The 21345-nt window shown below is 70.1% G+C and carries 18 protein-coding genes and 1 rRNA gene; 8 read left to right on the top strand and 11 right to left on the bottom strand.

Going from position 1 to position 21345, the window contains the following annotated elements; genetic code table 11:
• Positions 1-105 precede the first annotated feature (105 nt).
• Positions 106-672, top strand: coding sequence for a DJ-1/PfpI family protein (locus tag ACTWQI_RS19835; protein ID WP_443272235.1), 567 nt, complete (start codon positions 106-108; stop codon positions 670-672).
• Between the two features lie 143 nt (positions 673-815).
• Here the strand turns inward: ACTWQI_RS19835 and ACTWQI_RS19830 are convergent, their stop codons facing one another.
• Positions 816-1481, bottom strand: coding sequence for an HAD family hydrolase (locus tag ACTWQI_RS19830; RefSeq protein ID WP_443272234.1), 666 nt, complete (start codon positions 1479-1481; stop codon positions 816-818).
• 131 nt (positions 1482-1612) lie between these two features.
• Positions 1613-2119: a DUF6912 family protein gene (locus ACTWQI_RS19825; RefSeq protein WP_443272231.1), complete on the bottom strand. Its 507-nt coding sequence runs from the start codon at positions 2117-2119 to the stop codon at positions 1613-1615.
• Positions 2120-2626: 507 nt separating this feature from the next.
• On the opposite strand from ACTWQI_RS19825, the gene ACTWQI_RS19820 reads away from it, so the two are divergent.
• Entirely contained in the window at positions 2627-3160 is a 534-nt protein-coding gene (locus ACTWQI_RS19820; protein ID WP_443272229.1) for an Rv3235 family protein, read from the top strand.
• Between the two features lie 84 nt (positions 3161-3244).
• On the opposite strand, the gene secA is transcribed toward ACTWQI_RS19820, so the two are convergent.
• Positions 3245-6115, bottom strand: coding sequence for a preprotein translocase subunit SecA (gene secA, locus ACTWQI_RS19815; protein ID WP_443272227.1), 2871 nt, complete (start codon positions 6113-6115; stop codon positions 3245-3247).
• A gap of 213 nt (positions 6116-6328) precedes the next feature.
• On the opposite strand from secA, the gene ACTWQI_RS19810 reads away from it, so the two are divergent.
• Positions 6329-6466, top strand: coding sequence for a hypothetical protein (locus tag ACTWQI_RS19810; RefSeq protein WP_443272226.1), 138 nt, complete (start codon positions 6329-6331; stop codon positions 6464-6466).
• 81 nt (positions 6467-6547) lie between these two features.
• Here ACTWQI_RS19810 and ACTWQI_RS19805 read toward each other — a convergent pair whose 3' ends face one another.
• From ACTWQI_RS19805 to mtnA, 7 genes are all read right to left on the bottom strand, one after another.
• On the bottom strand, positions 6548-7351 hold the full coding sequence (locus ACTWQI_RS19805; protein ID WP_443272224.1) for a response regulator: 804 nt from the start codon (positions 7349-7351) through the stop codon (positions 6548-6550).
• 261 nt (positions 7352-7612) lie between these two features.
• Positions 7613-8293, bottom strand: coding sequence for a ribosome hibernation-promoting factor, HPF/YfiA family (gene hpf / locus ACTWQI_RS19800; protein WP_443272223.1), 681 nt, complete (start codon positions 8291-8293; stop codon positions 7613-7615).
• A gap of 415 nt (positions 8294-8708) precedes the next feature.
• A complete protein-coding gene (locus ACTWQI_RS19795) occupies positions 8709-9389 on the bottom strand; it encodes a ComF family protein (RefSeq protein WP_443272221.1) in 681 nt (226 codons plus the stop codon).
• A 243-nt stretch (positions 9390-9632) separates the two neighbouring features.
• Positions 9633-11471, bottom strand: coding sequence for an LpqB family beta-propeller domain-containing protein (locus ACTWQI_RS19790; RefSeq protein WP_443272219.1), 1839 nt, complete (start codon positions 11469-11471; stop codon positions 9633-9635).
• Complete coding sequence (gene mtrB / locus ACTWQI_RS19785; protein ID WP_443272218.1) at positions 11461-13542, bottom strand: MtrAB system histidine kinase MtrB; 2082 nt, start codon at positions 13540-13542, stop codon at positions 11461-11463. The genes ACTWQI_RS19790 and mtrB overlap by 11 nt, the downstream gene beginning before the upstream one ends.
• Position 13543: 1 nt before the next feature.
• Positions 13544-14233: a two-component system response regulator MtrA gene (mtrA, locus tag ACTWQI_RS19780; RefSeq protein WP_443272217.1), complete on the bottom strand. Its 690-nt coding sequence runs from the start codon at positions 14231-14233 to the stop codon at positions 13544-13546.
• A gap of 4 nt (positions 14234-14237) precedes the next feature.
• On the bottom strand, positions 14238-15401 hold the full coding sequence (gene mtnA, locus ACTWQI_RS19775) for an S-methyl-5-thioribose-1-phosphate isomerase (RefSeq protein ID WP_443272215.1): 1164 nt from the start codon (positions 15399-15401) through the stop codon (positions 14238-14240).
• Between the two features lie 295 nt (positions 15402-15696).
• Between mtnA and ACTWQI_RS19770 the strand changes: the two genes are divergently transcribed.
• The 5 genes from ACTWQI_RS19770 to ACTWQI_RS19750 are packed head-to-tail and all read left to right on the top strand — an operon-like array spanning position 15697 to position 21113.
• Complete coding sequence (locus ACTWQI_RS19770; RefSeq protein ID WP_443272213.1) at positions 15697-16872, top strand: DUF7544 domain-containing protein; 1176 nt, start codon at positions 15697-15699, stop codon at positions 16870-16872.
• Between the two features lie 7 nt (positions 16873-16879).
• Complete coding sequence (locus ACTWQI_RS19765; RefSeq protein WP_443272441.1) at positions 16880-17569, top strand: DUF4129 domain-containing protein; 690 nt, start codon at positions 16880-16882, stop codon at positions 17567-17569.
• Positions 17566-18819, top strand: coding sequence for a DUF4350 domain-containing protein (locus tag ACTWQI_RS19760; protein WP_443272211.1), 1254 nt, complete (start codon positions 17566-17568; stop codon positions 18817-18819). Before ACTWQI_RS19765 ends, ACTWQI_RS19760 begins: the two co-directional genes overlap by 4 nt.
• The gene (locus ACTWQI_RS19755; RefSeq protein ID WP_443272210.1) at positions 18816-19781 is read left to right on the top strand and encodes an AAA family ATPase; all 966 of its coding nucleotides are present in this window, start codon (positions 18816-18818) and stop codon (positions 19779-19781) included. The genes ACTWQI_RS19760 and ACTWQI_RS19755 overlap by 4 nt, the downstream gene beginning before the upstream one ends.
• 18 nt (positions 19782-19799) lie before the next feature.
• Positions 19800-21113 carry a DUF58 domain-containing protein gene (locus ACTWQI_RS19750; RefSeq protein WP_443272208.1) on the top strand — a complete coding sequence of 438 codons (1314 nt, stop codon included), beginning with the start codon at positions 19800-19802 and terminating at the stop codon, positions 21111-21113.
• Positions 21114-21222: 109 nt separating this feature from the next.
• Here the strand turns inward: ACTWQI_RS19750 and rrf are convergent.
• Positions 21223-21339: ribosomal RNA gene (gene rrf, locus ACTWQI_RS19745) — 5S ribosomal RNA — on the bottom strand.
• Positions 21340-21345 lie beyond the last annotated feature (6 nt).

Here is a 21345-nt window from a genome sequence, read left to right as displayed (position 1 = left end):
AGTTTGACGTTCTGGACAGCGACGTGGGGGCCTCTTGGCAAACAGCGGTCCGGGGGGCAGGTTGGGCATGAGGGGTGCGAATCGGACAGCGTGGAGGTGGCGGCCATGGCGGCCAAAATCCTGATCGTGACCGGGGACGCGGCCGAGTCCCTCGAGGTGCTCTACCCCTATCAGCGACTCCGCGAGGAGGGGTACGAGGTGCACCTCGCTGCTCCGAGCCGGAAGAAGCTGCAGTTCGTGGTGCACGACTTCGAGGACGGCTTCGACACCTACACCGAGAAGCCGGGCTACACCTGGCCCGCCGACCTGGCCTTCTCCGAGGTCGATCCGGGGGAGTACGTGGCCCTGGTGATCCCGGGCGGACGCGCGCCGGAGTATCTGCGCAACGACCCCGAGCTGCGGAAGGTGCTCAAGGCCTTCTTCGACGCCGACAAACCCGTCGCGCAGATCTGCCACGGGCCGCTGCTGACGGCGGCCATCGGATGCCTGAGCGGCAGGCGGGTCACCGCCTATCCGGCCCTGGAGCTGGACATGCAGGCGGCGGGCGCCTCCTTCCGGGACGCGGAAGCGGTGGTCGACGGCATGCTGGTCTCCTCCCGGGCCTGGCCCGACCACTCGGCCTGGATGCGCGAGTTCCTGACCGTACTGCGGTCCAAGGCGCCGGTGGCCTGACGGCGCCGGCCCGCGCGAGCGGGTGCATGGGCGGGCGGCGGGCCTGCCCGGACTCCCGGACTCCCGGACTCCCGGACTCCCGGGCTCCCGGCGCCGCGCGGGCGGGTGCATGTGGCGAGCGTGCCCATGCCATGCCATACGCGCTAGCCGAACAACTCCTCGGCGGCCTCCACGGCCTCCACGAGGCTGTCGACGACCGGCACGCCCGCCGTCTCCAGGCTGGCGCGGCTGTGCGAGCCCCCGGTGTAGAGCACCGCTCGGGCCCCGACGTGGGCCGCGGCGAGGGCGTCGTCGACCGCGTCGCCTATGACGACGATGCGGCGCTCCCGGACGACGCCGTCGAGCGCGGCGAGATGGCGTACCAAGTGCTCGGCCTTGCCCGTGTGCGAGGGTCCGATCCGGCCGTCCACGCGGACGAAGTGCTGCTCGATGCCGTGCGTGCGCACGATCGGTATCAGGAACTCGTGCGGGGCGAGGGAGCACAGGGACTGGGTCAGCCCGGCGGCCACGCGCTGGGAGAGCAGCTCCTTGGCGCCTTCGGTGAGGCCTGCGCTCTCGGCCCGTGCCCAGTAGTGGCGGTGGAAGGCCTCGTCCATGACCTCCCACTCCTCGTCCGTGGGCAGCCGTCCCATCAGGCGTTCGTAGAAACGGGGCACCGGCACGCAGTAGAGGTCGCGGTAGCGCGCGAGCGTGATCGGCGGCAGGCCGATCTCGGCGAACGAGGCGTTCGTCGCCTCGATCACCGCGTCGATGTCGTGGAAGAGGGTGCCGTTCCAGTCCCAGACGATGTGCGCCGCGTACTTCCCCATAAGAAGACCGTACCCGGGGCCTCGGACAGCGCCCCGTGGCGGATCCGGCGGTCGGGCGGCTCGCCCCTCCCATCGGCTCGTCGGAGCCTCCGGCCGACCGGCCGGTCAGTCGAACCGGTCAGCGGAAACGGTCAGTCGAAAAGCTGCGGGATCTCCTGGGTGGCGTACCAGAGCAGCTCGTGGTCGTCCGCGCCGTCCACTGTGAACTGGGCATCGTCGTCCCCAAGGTCCGCCGCGCCCAGCGCCGCCGCGGCGGCCGCAACGTCCGCCTCCGCCTCACTGGAGTCGACGTGCACGGCGGCGGCCTTGGCGAAGGGCACCGGCCGGGCGATCCGCACCGCGCCGAGGCCCGAGACGTCCAGCCCACGGTCCGGATCGGCGACTGCCTCGCGGTCCGCCACCTCCAAGGCCACGACGACGCGGCGACGGGGTGCCCCGGGATCGCCGGCGATGAGGCGCAGCGAAGCTTGGGCGGCCCGGCTGAGGGCGGCGTACTCCAGCTCCTCGATGTCGTCGGAGAGATACCACTCGCGCAGCGCGGGGGTGACGGCGAAAGCGTCCAGCGGGCCGGGCCCGAGCTCGCCCGCCTTGTACGCCGCTGCGAGACCGGGGAGGGTCGTGGGGACGTAGACGCGCATGTCTGCCGCTTTCGTGAAGACACCGACGGTAGGTCGGACGGGAGGGTGGTGAACGCTCGGCCGACGCCGGCCAGGGACCGGCCGGACAGCGGCCAGCATACGGGCGTGCGTCCCCCTTCGAGGTCCGAGCACCCCATCCGTGCTGACGCGGCAGACGTCCGTGCTGACGCGGCAGACACGCGCGTGGGCCGACCGCGCTCCGGCGGCACACTCAGGCGCGCGGGACTGAGCCCGACCACTCCGGGATCCCGCCTCGACCGGTCCGTACGCGGCCACCAGGGGCTGCCCGTCGACCGCGGGCAGCCCGGTTCCCACAGCCGTCCGCCAGACGGGGCTCCGACCGGCGCAGCCCACCCTGTCACCCGGATAGGTGATCCCTTACGGTGCTCCGAGGCCCCGTTCGCCGTCGTTGCGGGCCTGCGACGGCCCGACTAGAAGTCTGGGCAGCGAAGTTACCCACTGGTACTCGCGCTCGAGACGACATCACGACATCACGGGGCAATGACCATGGACCACACCCGGAGCCGAACTCCCGGCCGGGCCTCAGGCCGCACCACCGATCGACGCCTCGCGGGCCGCGCGGGGCCCGGCCGCGGCGCCACTGCGGCCGGCATCGTGCCTCCGCAGCGACGGGACACGCGCAGGCCCGGCGGCGGCCCGGGCGGCGCCACCGCTGCCTCGCTGCGCAGACGTGAGCTGGAGCGCCAGCCCCGTTACTGGTTCGCGAACCGGCTGCTGCTCACTTTGAGCGGCCAGAAGCCCGTCCACTGGATGCTGGGACACACCCTCGGCGCCGCGTACGACCAGCTGGTGCGGCTCGCCCCGCTGGCACCCCTGCGCCCGACCGCCCGGGCCGGCGGCCCCGCCCCCGCCGCACCGGTCGTCGGCCGATGCGACGAGTACCGGCCCGACCCGCGTGTCATCGAGGCCTTCGCCCGGATCGTCTCCGGCGATCGCGTCCAGGCCCTGGCCTTCCGGCTGGAGCAGTGCCGCGACGAGCGCTGGCGCTGCTCTGCGGTGGAGCTGGGCGGGATCACCTAGGGCGGGTCCAACGGGACCGCCCAGCCCACAGCAGTACGGGCCGCACCCCCGAGGAAGGGGCGCGGCCCGTCACCGTGGGTCGGGTTACTTCTTCCGCCGCCGACCGCCGGACTTCTGAGCCTTCCGGCGCTCTGCCCGGGTCATGCCGTCCGACTCGGAACGAGTGGGTCCGCCATCCGTCGCGAAGTCGCCCTCGATGATGGCACCATCGCCGTCCACCTTCGGGGCGGTGAAGTGGAGCCGGTCGGGGCGCTGCGGGGCCTCCAGGCCCTTGGCGCGAATCTCGGGGCGGCCCGCGGCTGCCGGGACGACCCCGGCCCCCGCCCCTGCCGCTGCCCCTGCCGCGGTGGTCGCGGCGTCCTGCGGAACCTTCTCGAGGGTGGGCTTCTCGGCGGCCTCCGTGACCGGAACCTCCTCGACCTGCTGCTCAACCTGAACCTCCAGGTTGAACAGATAGCCGACGGACTCCTCCTTGATGCCCTCCATCATGGCCGTGAACATGTCGAAGCCCTCGCGCTGGTACTCCACCAGGGGGTCCTTCTGGGCCATCGCACGCAGGCCGATGCCCTCCTGGAGGTAGTCCATCTCGTAGAGGTGCTCGCGCCACTTGCGGTCCAGGACCGACAGGACGACGCGCCGCTCCAGCTCACGCATGATCTCTGAGCCGAGCTGCTTCTCCCGCTCATCGTACTGCTCGTGGACGTCGTCCTTGGCGGACTCCGCGATGAACTCGGCGGTGATCCCGGCCCGGTCGCCGGCCGCGTCCTCCAGCTCCTCGACGGTGACCTTGCACGGGTAGAGCTGCTTGAAGGCGCCCCACAGCCGGTCGAGGTCCCACTCCTCGGCGAAGCCCTCGACGGTCTCCGCCTGGACGTACGCGTCGATGGTGTCGTCCATGAAATGCCGGATCTGCTCGTGCAGGTCCTCACCCTCCAGGACGCGGCGGCGCTCGCCGTAGATGACCTCGCGCTGCCGGTTGAGGACCTCGTCGTACTTCAGGACGTTCTTGCGGGTCTCGAAGTTCTGCTGCTCGACCTGCGATTGAGCGGAGGCGATGGCGCGGGTCACCATCTTGTTCTCGATCGGCACGTCGTCCGGGACGTTGGCCATCGCCATGACGCGCTCGACCATCTGGGCCTTGAACAGACGCATCAGGTCGTCGCCCAGGGAGAGATAGAACCGGGACTCACCGGGGTCGCCCTGACGGCCGGAGCGGCCGCGCAGCTGGTTGTCGATCCGGCGCGACTCGTGGCGCTCGGTGCCCAGGACGTAGAGCCCGCCGAGCTCCTTGACCTCGTCGTGCTCCGTCTTGACCGCGGCCTCGGCCTTCTCCAGCGCCGCGGGCAGCGCCGCGGCCCACTCCTCCAGGTGCTCGACCGGGTCGAGGCCGCGCGAGCGCAGCTCCGCCTCGGCGATGTGCTCGGGGTTGCCGCCGAGCTGGATGTCCGTACCGCGGCCGGCCATGTTCGTGGCGACCGTGACGGATCCCTTGCGGCCCGCCTGCGCGACGATCTGCGCCTCACGGTCGTGTTGCTTGGCGTTGAGCACCTCGTGCGGGACGCCGCGCTTGGTGAGCTGCTGCGAGAGGTACTCGGACTTTTCGACGGAGGTGGTGCCGACGAGGACCGGCTGGCCCTTGCGGTGCTTCTCGACGATGTCCTCGACGACCGCGTCGAACTTCGCGGGTTCGGTGCGGTAGATCAGGTCGGACTGGTCGAGACGGGCCATCGGGCGGTTCGTCGGAATCGGGACCACACCGAGCTTGTAGATCTGGTGGAACTCGGCGGCCTCGGTCATGGCCGTACCGGTCATGCCGCAGAGCTTGTCGTAGAGGCGGAAGAAGTTCTGCAGGGTGATCGTGGCGAGCGTCTGGTTCTCGTCCTTGATCTCCACGGCTTCCTTCGCCTCGATGGCCTGGTGCATGCCCTCGTTGTAGCGGCGGCCGGCGAGGATACGGCCGGTGTGCTCGTCGACGATCATGACCTCGCCGTCCATGACGACGTAGTCCTTGTCCCGCTTGAAGAGCTCCTTGGCCTTGATGGCGTTGTTGAGGTAGCCGACGAGCGGGGTGTTCACCGACTCGTAGAGATTGTCGATGCCCAGCCAGTCCTCGACTTTGCTGACGCCCGCCTCGTGGATGGCGACGGTGCGCTTCTTCTCGTCGACCTCGTAGTCGCCCGTCTCGTCCAGGCCCTTCTGCGGATTGGCGGCTTCCCCCTTGCTCAGGCGGGTGACCAATTTGGCGAAGTCGCCGTACCACTTGGTGGCCTGGTCGGCCGGGCCGGAGATGATCAGCGGGGTACGGGCCTCGTCGACGAGGATGGAGTCGACCTCGTCGACGATCGCGAAGTTGTGACCGCGCTGGACGAGTTCGTCGTTCGACCACGCCATGTTGTCACGGAGGTAGTCGAAGCCGAACTCGTTGTTGGTGCCGTACGTGATGTCGCAGGCGTACTGCTCGCGGCGCTGCGCGGGAGTCATGTTGGCGAGGATGCAGCCGACCGAGATGCCGAGGAACTTGTGCACCCGGCCCATCCACTCGGAGTCGCGCTCGGCGAGGTAGTCGTTCACCGTGACCAGGTGGACGCCCTTGCCGGACAGCGCGTTGAGGTAGGCGGGCAGCGTGCCGACGAGGGTCTTGCCCTCACCGGTGCGCATCTCGGCGACGTATCCGAGGTGCAGCGCCGCGCCGCCCATCAGCTGGACGTCGTAGTGGCGCTGGCCGAGTACGCGCTTGGCGGCCTCTCGGACGGTGGCGAAGGCCTCGGGGAGCAGGTCGTCCAGGCTCTCACCGTCGGCGTACCGCTCCTTGTACTCGTCGGTGAGCTCCCGGAGCTCGGCGTCGGAGAGGTTGACGAAGTCCTCTTCGATGGAGTTGACCTGGCCCGCGATGCGGTGCAGCTTGCGCAGGATCTTGCCTTCGCCTGCACGCATGAGCTTGTTGAAGACGGACACGTAGGTTGGTCTCCTTGCCGGTCGGGCCTGGCACTGGGGTCCCCCCGCCGAGGCGGGAGGGTGCGCGGGCGCAGCGAGGTTAAGCCCCGCCGCAACGGCCATCGTAAGTCAGGACCCCGCCGCCTCGGGAGGTCCGTCGGTATCGAGAGCCGGTATCACCCGATAGAACAACGTCCGAAGCGCGCCGAAGGTGCCCGGTGCGGCCGTCGTGGCGTGAAATTCGGGGTGCGCGGGCACCGCTACGGCATCGGGGACGCGCGGTCGGTGGCCGAGTCCTGGGTGCCGACGATGACGACACCGCCACTGTCCGTGATCGACCTGTCAGCCGACGGCGCCCGGCGGGAGCCCTGATCCGCGGCGGGCCGGCCGTGCCCGGACGGGCGCGAACCCGTCGCGGGGCCCGTGGGCCGCATCGCGCGCCGACCGGTCGGGCTAGCGGATCTCGAGGATCTTCTCGCGCATCGCGTAGACCACGGCCTCCATCCGGGAGTGCAGCTGCAGCTTCTCCAGGATGTTGCGGACGTGGTTCTTCACCGTGTTCTCACTGATGAAGAGCTCCTTGGCGATGTCCCGGTTGTTCATACCCGTGGCGACCAGTTTGAGGACCTCGAGCTCACGGTCGGTGAGCCGCGGTGCAGGCACCAGACGCCGCTCGTCGGTGCGCTGGATCATCGACTTGAACTCGGTGAGGAGCTTGGCGGCCATCGAGGGGCTGATCTGGGACTGTCCGTCGGCCACCGCGCGGATCGCGGTGGACACCTCGTCCGTGGAGATCTCCTTGAGGAGATAGCCGGTGGCCCCGGCCTTGATCGCGTCGTAGAGGTCGGCCTCCTCGTCGCTGATCGTCAGCATGATGATCTTGGCGCTGGGGGCCACCTCCTTGATGGACGTGCAGGCCTCGATCCCGCCGCGTTTGGGCATCCGTACGTCCATCAGCACGATGTCGGGCAGCAGATCGGCGGCTTTGTCCACCGCCTCCGCGCCGTCCGCCGCCTCACCGACGACCTGGATGTCCTCCTCCTGTGCAAGGACGATCTCCAACCCACGGCGGAAGAGGGCGTGGTCGTCCACCACGAGAACCCGGATCGGTTCCTCGCGCGGAGCACTCGCGTCCGTACCGGCGTAAGCGACCGCCTCGTCCGAGGCTGTGTCGTCTGGGGTCGCGTCGTCCGCGACCGCCTGGTCTGCGACCGCCTCGTCGTTCCCGCTGGTCCCGGGCTCGAAGCTGTCCGCCATCGTTCCTCCCCCTGAAGGCCATGGCCCATGATCGGGTGCCAGGCCAACCGGTCTCGAAAGAGCGTGGGTTGGCTTGCGCGGCCATGATTTCATGCCTGGCCGGTGGAGCGTTGCTCCCGTGGTCGCACGGTGGTGCCCCCGGGGGGCGCACAGACGCTCCCGGGGGCACCGACATGCGTTGCCCGGTGTGCCGCCGTATCGGCACACCCCTATCGCGTACCTTACTGACCTGCGGGTTTCCTGTCGTCGTCCGGGTCTGTGTCAGCCGAGCGCTCCGCCTGCGCCCCGTGGGGCTTCTGCGACGAACGGGTCCGACTCCAGATGAATCACGCCGTAGTCATAGCCGTGACGGCGATAGACCACACTCGGCTGCTTGGTCTCGGAGTCGACGAACAGATAGAAGTCGTGGCCGACCAGCTCCATCTCGTAGAGGGCCTGGTCGAGGGTCATCGGGGCCGCGGCATGGGTCTTCTCGCGGACCACCAGCGGGCCTTCGCCCTGGACTTCGAGGGAGCCCATCCTCGTCGTGGGCACGGTCTCCTCGACGTCCTCGGAGGGTGGCTCGCCGTTGAGGTGGAAGGCGAGCGGTGCGGTGGCGGCTGCGACGCTCGTCGGCGTGCGACTGCCGCCGCGATGCACACGACGCTTGTCAGCCTGCTTGCGCAGCTGCGCTTCCAGCCTGCTGGTTGCTGCGTCGAGTGCGGCGTACGGGTCTGCGGCCGCCGCCTCCGCGCGGATCACCGGCCCGCGGGAGCGGAGGGTGATCTCCACTCGGTCACTGCGGTCGGCCTGCCGGGGGTTGTGTTCCTTGGACACCTCGACATCGAGGCGGATCACCTTGCCGTCGATTTTCTGGATCTTGTCCAGCTTCAGCTTCTCGGCCACGTGCTTGCGGAAGCGCTCGGGCACCTCGGTCTTGCGGCCCTTGACGACGATGTCCACGCAGAACTCCGTTCCCGGATCGCTCCGCGACGGCGCGGAGCAGATCCCTTTTGCCCTGAGGCCGTCGGGTCGCCTGGTCTGCGGGCGAGGCCCGTCCGGCACTGCGTCTGCTGCACCGCCACGAAACCGGGGATAGTCCGGAACCGCGGCGCCGCGACTTCCACCTCCTCCTCCCCAGCCGGAAAGATCGCCACCCCATCGACTTCAGGATCGGGAAAGCCCCGAAGCACGCTTGTCCGACATTTAACGGAATAGCGTCCGCCATTCCTCACAACCGAACATAGCTCGACCAGACGGGTGTCGGCACCCCCTACCGGCCCGTACCGTTCCGGACCTTCTCCTTCTCCCTACACCGGCAACGTCGCGCGCTCGGCGTCAGTTCCCCTCCGCACACCGCTTCCGTTCACCTCTCCGTTCAAAATGGCGTCACGGATGCGGCCACCACGGCGGCACCGGCGACGCGACCGCCCGCCGCCGTCACTGCACGTGCAGCTTCCAGCAGTGACGCTCCCGTCGTCATGAGATCGTCCACCAGCACCACCGAGTCGACGACCAGCAGCGCTCCGGCGCCCTTCGCCACCGACAGGCCACCCGCGACGTTGTCCAGCCGCTGGCGGGCGCTCAGACCGGACTGGTCGGCCATGACGCGGTGCTGCCGAAGCACCGGCAGCACCCGTACCACCCTGCCCCCGCGCCGCAGCTCCGCAGCGGCGGCGAAGGCCATCCGGCGCGTCGGGTCATGTCCCCGGGCCGCCACCGCCCGCCGAGCCGAGGGGACCGGTACGAGCAGCAGCGCGCCCGTCCCGGGAGACGCCGCGCGGACCGCTCCCGCGAGCGCCTCGCCCAGGGGACGGGCCAGCCCCAGCGCACCGCGCTCTTTGTGGGCCAGCAGCGCGGACCGTACCTCGTCCGCATAGGCCGCCGCTGCATACACCGGCGGCAGCCCGTCGGGCGGCGGGGTCGGCACCACCCGGCGCGGCGCCCTCCCGGCGAGCGCCACACGACACCGATCGCACAGCGTGGTCCGCGGGTGGCCGCAGCCCGCGCAGTCGACCGGGAGAACCAGATCCGCGATGTCCTGCCACCACCCACGCATGTGTGCCAGCGTGCCCGCTCGCGGCAGGCCTCACCAGTGCTGTGGATAACCGCACCCCGGGCGCCTCCGCACGGCCACATCGGGCCGCTCCGGAGACGGCTGGTCGGAGACGGCCGGTCGGAGACGGCCGGTCGGAGACGGCCGGTCGGAGACGGCCGGTCGGAGACGGCCGGTCGGAGACGGCCGGTCGGAGACGGCCGGTCGGAGACGGCCGGTCGGAGACGGCCGGTCGCGGACAGGCGGTCACCCCGGATAGACCGGTGCCGAGCCCTTCTCCGTGACCAGTTTCCAGTTGGCGTCGAGAGGCAGCCGCACAATGCCGTCGGCCGAGTCGGCGATCAGCGGCTTGCTCTCGTCCTCCGAGGCCGAGACCGCCTCCACACCGTTGATCCCCGGCAGCGTCGGGGTGTTCGAAGAGGACCCGTCCGTCTGCACGTACTGGAGCTGCTGGACCCCGCCGGCCTCACGGCCGACGACCACCAAGCGGCTACTGCCCGCCCAGGACGCCGACTGGACATCCTCGAGCTGCGGCGCCACCGACAGCAGATCGTTCACCGACAGGGTCGGCTTCCCCCCGTCCGCGCGCGTCTGCTCCACGCGCCCCAGCTCCAGGGAGGTACGGCCGTCACGGGTGATCAGCAGCGCCAGCCGCATCCCGTCGGACGAAACCCGCAGGCCCTCGATCCGTCCCTCGCCGAGCGAGGGCACCGCGACCTCCTGCGGCTTGTCCGTGCCGTAGTCCAGCCGCAGCAGCCGCGGGCGGTCCGGATCCCGGTCGGCGATCCACAGATTCCCGTTCCCGTCCCAGCTGGGCGCCGTCAGACCGTCCTGTTCCTTCTTCGCGCCGGAGCGCAGCCGGGGCCCGCCCCGTTCGGCACCCGAACTCATCGGGGCCACGTACAGTTCCCGCCCGTCCAGTGAGACCCCGGCCGCCAAGTACTCGGCGCGATCGACCCCGACCGCGCCCAGCTGCACCGAACCGTCGCCGAACGGCCCCTCCACGCGGCTTGGCTCGTCGCTGCCGTCTGACAGGCTCGCGAGGCGGTGCTGCGCATCGATGAAGTACTGGTGCTCGATCCGCTTCTTGAGCCCCGCAGGCGCGTAGGCGGCAGCCTCCCCGGGCCTGAGCACACACAGCTCATTGCCGTCCTGGTCGGCGAGCTCCACTCTGCTGATCTTCGCCGAGGCCTGGTCCTGCACGGTGTACAGCAGCTGTGCAGCCATCCTGGTGCACTGCGGCGCGCCGACGCGTGAGGCCCGGCCGCCCAGCCGGACCCGCAGCCCGTTCGCGTCGTCCAGGGACAAGGTCTCGTCCACCAGCCGCGAACCGCTCGGGAACTTGGTGTCCACCACCTGGTCCAGCCAGTTCGTCGGCCCTCTGAGCAGCGCCTTCACCGTCGAGGTGAGCGGGTCTATGCGTCGGCGCAGATAGACCGGATCGGCGACCAGCACCTCCCTCGGGCTTCCCGAGGCCTGCTCGCCCGCGCCGGGCTCCGCGAAGTAGTACTTGTTGACCGACCGGTAGATCCGCTCGAAGTCGGACTTGCCGAGCACAAGGCCCTGTGGCGGGACGTCGATCCGCCACTCGTTGTCCACCTTCGTCAGATGGATGTGTGTGCTGTACGTGCCCTCCGCAGGCTTGTAGGCGTGCTTCCGGTCGACGGTGGCGATCCGCTTGCCGCTCAGCTCGGCCGTGGTACCGCTCTCGATCTGGCCGCCCTGAGCCCCGTCCGTCCTCGGAATGGGCCCGTCCTCCAGCACCGTCGTCTGCGAGAACGGCTCCCATCTCTTCGACGCCTCCTCGGTGAGGTACAGCCGGGCCGTCTTGTAGTCCGCCTCGTCGCTCGTGGTCGCCTCCAGGAAGCCGCGCACGATGTCGTTCGGCCCCTCACCGGGCCTCGGCGGCACCCCGAAGACCCGAACCTGCGCGTCGGCGTCCGCGCGCTGCGAGGGGTCGACCCGGTGCACCTCCCCGCTGTCCGGCATCGAGGCGCAGCCCACCGCCAGCAGGCTTCCGCAGCCGAGCAGCGCGAAGGGCCGCAGCGGGCACCATCGACGGTTGGTCTGCCGGTCAGAGCCCACGCGGCCCGCCCTCCCGTTCCGGTTCCCGGTCGTCCTGTCGCTCGCCCGGCTCCCGGCCGGTGGCAGGGGCGGACGGATCGGCGGCCGCTGAGACGGTGGCCGCCCCGGTGGCAGCCGAGTCGGAGGCCACCGTCTCGGAGATCGCGGTTTCGGAGGCCGCCGCGCCGACGGCAGGAGGCGCCCCGTGCCTGACCGGCCGCGGCTGTGGCGGCACCGCTGCGATCCGTCCCGCACCCCCGTACGGCAGCCCCGCGTCGTTCAGGCCCCGGTTTCGGCGCGAGTCCTCCGGCTCCAGCGGAATCGGCGAGCCGCGCAGGGCCTCACCCTCGGTACGCGGCAGCGTCAACCGGAACTGCGAACCGCCGCCCGGCTCGCCCCAGGCCTGCAGCCAGCCGCCGTGCAGCCGAGCGTCCTCGACCGCGATCGACAGGCCAAGGCCGGTGCCCCCGGTGGTACGCGCGCGTGCCGGGTCCGCCCGCCAGAAGCGGTTGAACACCCGGGTCGCCTCCCCGGGCTTGAGACCGACGCCGTAGTCCCGTACCGCGACCGCCACCGCTCCCCCCGCCGCGGCGAGCCGCACCACGATGTCGCGGCCCTCGCCGTGCTCCACGGCGTTCACCACCAGGTTGCGCAGCACCCGCTCGATACGCCGGGCGTCCGCCTCGACGATCACCGGCTGATCCCTGCCGCGCACCAGGATCCGGCTGCCCTTGCGCTCGGCGAGCGGCTCGGCACCCTCGATCACCCGGTGGACGATGTCCCGCAGATCGAACGGCGCGGCCTCCAGAGCGGCGGCGTGCGCGTCGAACCGGCTGATCTCCAGCAGATCCGACAGCAGCGACTCGAACCGGTCGAGCTGGCCGCGCAGCAGCTCCGCGGACCGGGCGGTCGCCGGATCGAAGTCTTCCCGCGCCTCGTGGATCACATCGGCCGCCATCCGTACGGTCGTCAGCGGGGTCCGCAGCTCATGCGACACATCCGAGACGAAGCGGCGCTGCATCCGCGACAGCTCCTCCAGCTGCTGGATCTTCACCTGGAGGTTCTGCGCCATTTTGTTGAACGCCTCGCCGAGCCGCGCGATGTCGTCCTCACCGGTGACCTTCATCCGCTCCTGCAGCCGGCCCGCCGCCAGACGCTCGGAGATGCCCGCGGCCATCCGCACCGGGGTGACGACCTGGCGTACCACGAGCCAGGCGATGGCGCCGAGCAGCACCACCACGAAGACCCCGGCGGTCGCCAGCGTCCCCTTGACCAGGCTCAGCGACTTCTCCTCCTGCGTGAAGGGGAAGAGGTAGTACAGCTGGTACGGATTGCCGTTGACGTCGTTCAGCTGCTTGCCGATGGCCAGCGCGGGCTCACCGTCGTCCTTGGCGCCACGGAAGATCCGCGTGTGCTGCTCATGTGTCCCGGGCTCGGCGTCGAGGGCGTCCCGCAGCTCCTGCGGAACGCTCCGCTCGGGCTCCACGAGGCCCGACGCCCGGGGCGCGCGAGTGCCCCTGCTGTCGTTCACGAACGGCTGCTCGGTGTCGGAGCTGAGCGCCACCACCGAGTACACGCCCTGGCCTCCGCTTGCGAGCTGCTGCACGAGATCGGTCAGCCACTCGCTGGAGTTCTGCGCTCCGCGCCCCGCGACCTGACCGGCGTTCTGGCCGCGCGCGTCCCGGTCGGCCTGCTCACGGGCGACGTTGAACCCGCCCGCGGCCTGGCTCTGTGCCGCCCCCTGCTTGGCGTCCTGCAGGCCGTTGCGCACCTGCCCTATGACGACGACACCGAGCAGCAGCACGACGCCCAGCGACATCAGCAGCGTGGTCGCGACGACCCGCAGCTGGATGTTGCGCCGCCACAGCCGTACGGCGGGCAGCAGCGGCCTGCGAACCCAGCGCACGAGCAGCCGCAACACGGGGTGCACCGGTCCGCCAGGCGCACCGTCCTGCAGCAGGTGACCGCCCTGCCAGAAGCGGTCGAACAGCGAAATCCTGCCGACCGGACTCACGGGCCGCCCCTCGCGCACGGCCTCCGGGGGCCCGGCCCCCAGAGCTCCGGCCTCCGGAGCGGCACCGTCCTCGGACATCTCAGCCCGGCCCCGCCTTGTACCCGACACCACGCACGGTCACCACGATCTCCGGCCGCTCGGGATCCTTCTCGACCTTCGAGCGCAGCCGCTGCACATGCACGTTCACCAGGCGCGTATCGGCTGCGTGCCGGTAGCCCCACACCTGTTCCAGCAGCACTTCGCGGGTGAAGACCTGCCACGGCTTACGGGCCAGCGCGACCAGGAGGTCGAACTCCAGGGGAGTCAGCGCGATCGACTGCCCGTCCCGCTTCACCGAGTGGCCCGCCACGTCGATCACGAGATCTCCGATGGCGAGCTGCTCCGGCGCGGGCTCCTCGGAGCGTCGCAGCCGCGCCCGGATCCGGGCGACCAGCTCCTTCGGCTTAAACGGCTTGACGATGTAGTCGTCCGCCCCCGATTCGAGCCCGACCACCACATCGACCGTGTCACTCTTCGCGGTCAGCATGACGATCGGAACTCCGGACTCGGACCGGATGAGCCGGCACACCTCGATGCCGTCCCGTCCGGGCAGCATCAGATCGAGCAGCACCAGATCCGGCTTGACCTCGCGGAAAGCAGCGAGAGCCTTGTCGCCGTCCGACACGAACGACGGTTCAAAGCCTTCGCCGCGCAGCACGATGCCAAGCATCTCTGCCAGTGCGGTGTCGTCGTCGACGACCAGGACGCGTCCCTTCATAATCGACATCATCCCATTAGCTAATCGTTACCTGGCGTGACCTGGCACACAGCTGGGCGAGCCCGTCGCCCGTCACGGGGGAAACCACGCCCAGCTCGGTGACGATCGCAGTCACCAGGTCCGGTGGTGTGACGTCGAAAGCGGGGTTGTAGGCCTGCGTCCCCAGCGGAGCGACCGGTATTCCCCCGCCGGGCTCGGCACCGGGCACCCGCAGCTCAGCCGGGGCATACGGAGCCGGGAACTCCGTCACCTCGCGCCCCGGCCGCTGCTCCACATGGATCGACGCCCCGTCCGGAGTCTCGAGGTCCACCGTCGTGACGGGCGCGACGACGATGAATGGCACATGGTGGTACCGCGCCAGTACCGCGAGGGGATAGCTGCCCACCTTGTTGGCCACCGAGCCGTCCGCCGCGATGCGGTCCGCGCCGACCAGTACGGCGTCCACCTCGCCCGCCGCGAACAGCGATCCTGCCGCATTGTCCGAGAGCAGCGTGTACGCCATGCCGCTGCGGGCGGCCTCGTAAGCGGTCAGGCGAGCCCCTTGCAGCAGCGGCCGGGTCTCGTCCACCCACAGCCGTCTGAGCTTCCCGGCCCGGTGTGCCGCCCGCGCCACCGCGAGCGCCGTCCCTTCACCGCCCGACACGAGTGCGCCGGTGTTGCAGTGCGTCAGGATGCGATGACCCCGGCCTGGCAGCAGCTCGCCCAACAGCGCCAGGCCGTGCTCCGCCATCCGCGCACTCGCCTCGGCCTCCTCCTCGTGCAGGCCCCGCGCCTCAGCGAGCGCGGCCCCGGCCGCGCGGCGATGGTCGCCGTCCTCGCCGAGAGCCCGGCGGTACGCGCCGACGGCCCGCCGCACCCCGTAACCGAGATTGACCGCCGTGGGACGGGCATGCGCCAGTAGCTCCGCCGCCTCGTCCACGTCATAGCCGCGTACGGCGGCGAGCGCGACACCGTACGCTCCCGCGATGCCCAGCAGCGGCGCTCCGCGGACCGCGAGCGTACGGATCGCCTGCACCAGCGCCGGTACGTCGGTGCAGACCAGCTCGATCTCTTCCGCAGGAAGCCGAGTCTGGTCGAGGAGTACCAGCACGGGCCCCTCGGGCGGCTCGTCCCAGCGCAGTGCGGGAAGAACAGCGGAGGGTCCGTCGGCCACCTGAGGTACCGCGTCCTGATCAGCCATTCGCCCAGTCTGCCCCGCCGGGCACAGGTATTTGAAGGTGCAGCCTGGGTAGAGGGCCGGGTACGAACGCCGGAGGGCCATGGCACGATGGCAGCCAACCGGCCGTCACTGTGGTTTCCAGGGGTTGTTTCCCCGCCACCGGAGCCCAGTCGAAACCGCGGACGGGCACCGTGAAGGAGCGCTGATGAACGACTCTCCGGGTTGGGCTTCGCCCGGATCCTCCCCCTCCGACGAGCCTGGGCGAGGGGACACAAGGCCGGAGCAGGGGCAAGGGCCGGCCGGGCCGGATCAGCCGGTGAACTGGTCCAAGGAGCAGCCGCCCGCCGCCCAGTGGGCCCCACCCACCGGGCCTGGGGCAGCGCCGCCGACCGAGAGCGGACCCGGCTGGGGTGGCCCGAGCGGACCAGAGGGCTGGGGTCACGGCAACTGGGGCACCGGATGGGCCCAGCCGTCGGCGGCGGCCAAGCCCGGCATCATCCCGCTGCGGCCCCTCGGGGTCGGAGAGATCCTGGACGGCGCGGTGTCGACCATGCGCGCCCACTGGCGCACCGTGCTCGGAATCTCCCTCGCCGTCGCCGTCGTCACCCAGGCCGCGACGACCCTTGTCACCGGGCTGTGGTTCCGCGACTCCGCCGGCCTCGAAGGCCTGGAGGACAACCCGAACCCGACGCTCGACGAGACCGCGGACGCCCTCACCGGCACCTTCGCGAGCTTGGGCGTGACATGGTTGATCACCATGCTCGGCACCATCGTCGCCACGGCCATGCTGACCGTGATCGTCAGCCGGGCAGTACTCGGACGTCCGGTCTCCATGGCCGAGTCCTGGAGCAGCTCCCGGCAGCAGCTGCCGCGACTGTTCGGCCTCCTGTTCCTGGTGCCCCTGATCATCGCCGTCGTCGCCACCCTCGCGATGACGCCCGGCCTCGTCCTGTCCTCGACCGGTGACTCCGACGGAGGAGCCGCCCTCGCGTCCCTCGGCGTCCTCGTCGCCGTGCCCGTCGCAGTCTGGCTCTGGATCCGCTTCAGCCTGGCCGCGCCCGCACTGATGCTCGAGAGGCAGGGCGTCATTGCTTCCATGCGACGCTCGGCGAGGCTCGTACGCCGCGCCTGGTGGCGGATCTTCGGCATCCAGCTCCTCACCGTCATCCTGATCTTCTTCGTGTCGGCGGTCATCGAGATCCCGACCAGCATCATTGCCATGACGACGGGCGGTGAGAGCGCGATGGACTGGCTCGCCGGTGAGAGCGTCCCCACCAGCTGGACCTTTCTGATCGTCGTCGGCATCGGCGCAGTGATCAGCTCGACCGTCACTTTCCCGATCAGTGCAGGGGTCACCGCGCTCCTCTACATGGACCAGCGCATCCGTCGCGAGGCTCTCGACCTGGAGCTGGCACGAGCCGCCGGTGTCCCCGGATACGGCACGCAGCCACAGGGCCTTCAACCTCCCCACGACACGAGCCCAGGGAGCTGATGCGGTGATCGCCACGGGGGGCACGAGCGCGGTGGCGCGACTCCTGGCGCGCGCCGACGACGACGTACCGGTGACGGTCCCACGCATGCCTGCTCGGGAGGCGGCGGAGCGCGAACTCTCCAAGCGGGTGTACCAGGAGCACGAGCCCGGTCTGTTCCAGCGCGCCCTCGACTGGTTCTGGCAGCGGGTCGACGACCTCCTCGGCGCCGCCGCCGGGGCAACACCCGGTGGCACGCTCGGCCTTGTCGTCATCGCCATCGTGGTCGTTCTCCTTCTGGTCGCCCTCCGCCTGCGCCTGGGCGCGCTCCACCGCACCTCTACGATTGGCGCCACGCTCTTCGACGAGCGCCCCCGCAGCGCGGCCGAACATCGCGCAGCCGCCGAACGGCACGCGGCCGAACACCGGTGGGACCAGGCTGTCCAGGAGCGCATGCGGGCCATCGTCCGCTCCCTGGAGGAGCGTGCGCTGCTCGATCCGCGCCCGGGCCGCACCTCCGACGAAGCAGCCGCCGAGGCCGGCCGGTCGCTTCCCGACCACGCCTCCCGACTGCACGCCGCGGCCCGGGACTTCGACGACGTCACGTATGGAGGCCGCCCCGCCTCCCAGGATGCGTACCTCCGGCTGCGGGATCTCGATCTGGACGTCCAGCGCAGCCAGCCGCGCCTCGATGCAGCCGTCTCCGGGGGCGTGACATGAACGGAACGGCCGAGCACACCACGTCGACTTCTCCTACAGTCCGTCAACTGTGGACACGATCCCGCGGTTTTCTGCTCGCCGTCGTGGTTCTCGTCCTCGCCGGTGTCGTCCTCGCTGCCGTACGCTCCGGCGAGCGGCACGGCCGTCTCGATCCCCGCTCCGCGGCCCCCTCCGGCAGCCGGGCCGTCGCCGAACTCCTCAAGGACCACGGTGTCACTACCGACGTCGTGACCACCACGGCCGCCGCCGCGGACGCCGCCGACCACCGTACGACCGTCCTGGTCACCGATCCCGAACGACTGACTGGCCGCCAGCAGTCCATGCTGCACAGCGCCTTCGCCTCTTCCGGAGGCCGCACGGTGCTGCTCACCGCCGAAGACTCCTCCGCCGGACTCGCCCCGGGCGTACGCACCGGTGCCCGCACAGGAGTGACCGTTCGCTCTCCCAACTGCACACTGCCCTCGGCCGAACGGGCCGGTCCCGCCGAACTCGGAGGTGTCCGCTACGAGTTCTCCGCCCCGGGTGTAGATGCCTGCTACCGCAGCGCGGGTCTGCCCACACTGCTTCGCATCCCCGGCCCGAAGGGCGGTGACACCGTTCTCCTGGGCTCGCCCCATATCCTCTTCAACGACCATCTCGCCAAGCAGGGCAACGCGTCGCTGGCCCTTCAACTCCTCGGATCCCGCCCGCATCTGGTCTGGTACCTCCCCTCCCTCGCGGACACCGCCGCCACCGACGGCGCCGAACGCGGCTTCTTCGACCTCATCCCCACGGGCTGGAACTGGGCACTGCTGCAACTCACCATCGCCGCAGCACTCGCAGCGCTGTGGCGCGCCCGCAGGCTGGGCCCGCTGGTCCCCGAACGGTTGCCGGTAGCGGTCCGCGCGGCGGAGGCGACCGAAGGTCGTGCCCGCCTCTACCAGCAGGCGAACGCCCGCGACCGGAGTGCCGAGGCCCTTCGCACCGCCATGCGGACCCGCCTTGCCCCGCTCGTCGGCATCCCCGCGGCCCAGGTCCACAGTCCGCATGCCCTCTGCCCGGCGGTCGCGGCCCATCTGGCCCATCCGGCACCGGACATCACGTTCCTGCTGTTCGGCCCGGCGCCCGCCGACGACTCCGCCCTCATCCGGCTCGCCGATGAACTCGACGAACTCGAGCGCGCCATCACCTCCGACACCGCATCACTTCTCGACTCCGTACCACCGTCGGACTCCGCACCACCCCCGATCGAAAGGGACCGCACCCCGTGAGCGCCCCGACCTCCGACAGCGCCCGAACCTCCCTCGAAGCGCTGAGAACCGAAATCGCCAAGGCCGTTGTCGGCCAGGACCCCGCCGTGACCGGTCTGGTCGTCGCACTACTGTGCCGCGGCCATGTCCTCCTGGAGGGCGTCCCGGGAGTCGCCAAAACACTCCTCGTCCGGGCCCTGGCCGCCTCGCTCGAACTTGACACCAAGCGCGTCCAGTTCACCCCCGATCTCATGCCGAGCGACATCACGGGTTCCCTGATCTACGACGCGCGCACGTCCGAGTTCTCGTTCCAACCCGGCCCGGTCTTCACCAATCTGCTGCTCGCCGACGAGATCAACAGGACGCCGCCCAAAACTCAGGCTTCGCTCCTCGAGGCGATGGAGGAACGTCAGGTCTCGGTCGACGGCACACCACGACCGCTGCCCGACCCCTTCCTCGTCGTGGCCACCCAGAACCCGGTCGAGTACGAGGGCACCTACCCCCTCCCCGAAGCCCAACTCGACCGATTCCTACTCAAGCTGACCATGCCTCTGCCATCCCGCCAGGACGAGATCGATGTCCTCAGCCGTCATGCGGAAGGCTTCAACCCCCGCGATCTGCAAGCCGCAGGACTCCGCCCCGTGGCAAGCCCGAACGACCTCGCAGCCGCGCGCGCAGCCGTCGCAAAGACCTCCGTGTCCCCCGACATCGCGGGCTATGTCGTCGATATCTGCCGTGCCACGCGTCAATCCCCCTCGTTGTCGTTGGGCGTTTCCCCCCGCGGGGCCACGGCCCTCCTCGCTACCGCACGCGCCTGGGCCTGGCTGACCGGCCGCGACTACGTCATCCCCGACGATGTGAAGGCCCTCGCCCTACCCACACTTCGCCACCGGATCCAGTTGCGACCGGAGGCCGAGATGGAGGGTGTCACCCCCGATTCGGTCATCACTGCGGTACTCGCCAACGTCCCCGTGCCCCGCTGAGTCGACGGGAACAGGTCATTGGCAATCACCGGACGCGCTGCCCTGATCGCCGCACTCGGCGCTCTGCTCACCGGCCTTCTGCTTCCCGACTGGGCCGGCATTGTCGCTGTGAATGCCCCCCTTGCACTGGCAATTCTGTTCGATCTCATGCTCGCTGCGCCAGTGAGCAAGCTCCATTTCACTCGATCTGGTGACACATCAGTTCGACTCGGTGAACAGGCGCACGTATACCTCACCATCGCGAACCCCGCTCGCCGCCCCCTGCGTGCTCAGATCCGCGATGCCTGGCCGCCCAGCAGCTGGCCGTCCGGCACCAGCTCGGAGACCTCCTCGCGCCACCGAGTCGACATCCCTCCCGGAGAGCGCCGTCGCCTCACCACGACGCTGCAACCGTCCCGGCGCGGTGACCGCCGATCCGATCGGGTCACCGTGCGCTCCCACGGCCCGCTGGGCCTCGCAGCACGACAGGGCCACCACGAGGTCCCCTGGACCGTACGCGTTCTCCCACCGTTCAAGAGCCGCAAGCACCTTCCGGCGAAACTGGCGCGGCTCCGTGAGCTCGACGGCCGTACGAGCATCCTGACGCGCGGCGAAGGAACCGAGTTCGACAGCCTCCGCGACTATGTTCCCGGCGACGACACCCGATCCATCGACTGGCGCGCCACCGCGCGGCAATCCACCGTCGCTGTGCGTACCTGGCGCCCCGAGCGCGATCGTCACATCCTCCTCGTCGTCGACACCGGACGCACCTCAGCCGGCCGGGTCGGCGACGCCCCACGACTGGACGCGGCGATGGACGCCGCACTGCTGCTGGCCGCACTCGCGACCCGCGCTGGAGACCGAGTGGATCTGCTCGCCTACGACCGCCGACCCCGCGCCTCGGTCCAGGGCCGCACAGCGGGGGACCTGCTTCCGGCACTCGTCAACGCCCTCGCCCCGCTCGAACCCGAGCTCGTCGAGACCGATGCACGAGGCCTGGCTGCCACGGCTCTGCGCACTGCACCACGGCGCTCCTTGATCGTGCTGCTGACCACCCTCGACGCCGCCCCAGTGGAAGAGGGCCTGCTCCCCGTCCTCCCGCAGCTCACTCACCGCCATACGGTCCTGCTGGCCTCCGTGGCCGACCCTCGTATCGAAGAGATGGTGAGCCACCGTGGCTCGGTGGAGGGGGTGTACGAGGCCGCGGCGGGTGCACGGACGAAGTCCGAACGCCTCCGTATCGGGGACCGGCTCCGACGGCACGGTGTCACGGTTGTGGATGCCACGCCCGATGCGCTCGCCCCCGCTCTCGCCGACGCCTATCTCGCCCTCAAGGCCGCCGGACGGCTCTGAGCACGGAACGGGGTGCATGAGGCTTGCGGCAAGAAAACTAACCGCTTGGTTTTCCACATAAGAATGCCGCAACCCCCGGGCGGGGCCCGGGGGTTGCGGATCAAAGATTGTCCGGCGGTGTCCTACTCTCCCACAGGGTCCCCCCTGCAGTACCATCGGCGCTGAAAGGCTTAGCTTCCGGGTTCGGAATGTAACCGGGCGTTTCCCTCACGCAATAACCACCGAAACACTA

Origin of the sequence: Streptomyces sp. KR80 (assembly GCF_052245555.1) — a bacterium.
Taxonomy (GTDB): Bacteria; Actinomycetota; Actinomycetes; order Streptomycetales; family Streptomycetaceae; genus Streptomyces.
This window is presented reverse-complemented; position numbering and strand designations above follow the sequence as displayed.

Excerpts from the sequence above, each read along its gene's own strand:
- mtrA (WP_443272217.1), bottom strand. The coding sequence starts at position 14,233 with ATGATGTCGATTATGAAGGGACGCGTCCTGGTCGTCGACGACGACACC.
- ACTWQI_RS19820 (WP_443272229.1), top strand. The coding sequence starts at position 2,627 with ATGGACCACACCCGGAGCCGAACTCCCGGCCGGGCCTCAGGCCGCACC.
- mtnA (WP_443272215.1), bottom strand. The coding sequence starts at position 15,401 with ATGGCTGATCAGGACGCGGTACCTCAGGTGGCCGACGGACCCTCCGCT.
- ACTWQI_RS19825 (WP_443272231.1), bottom strand. The coding sequence starts at position 2,119 with ATGCGCGTCTACGTCCCCACGACCCTCCCCGGTCTCGCAGCGGCGTAC.
- ACTWQI_RS19795 (WP_443272221.1), bottom strand. The coding sequence starts at position 9,389 with ATGCGTGGGTGGTGGCAGGACATCGCGGATCTGGTTCTCCCGGTCGAC.
- ACTWQI_RS19830 (WP_443272234.1), bottom strand. The coding sequence starts at position 1,481 with ATGGGGAAGTACGCGGCGCACATCGTCTGGGACTGGAACGGCACCCTC.
- ACTWQI_RS19760 (WP_443272211.1), top strand. The coding sequence starts at position 17,566 with ATGAACGGAACGGCCGAGCACACCACGTCGACTTCTCCTACAGTCCGT.
- ACTWQI_RS19835 (WP_443272235.1), top strand. The coding sequence starts at position 106 with ATGGCGGCCAAAATCCTGATCGTGACCGGGGACGCGGCCGAGTCCCTC.
- mtrB (WP_443272218.1), bottom strand. The coding sequence starts at position 13,542 with ATGTCCGAGGACGGTGCCGCTCCGGAGGCCGGAGCTCTGGGGGCCGGG.
- ACTWQI_RS19805 (WP_443272224.1), bottom strand. The coding sequence starts at position 7,351 with ATGGCGGACAGCTTCGAGCCCGGGACCAGCGGGAACGACGAGGCGGTC.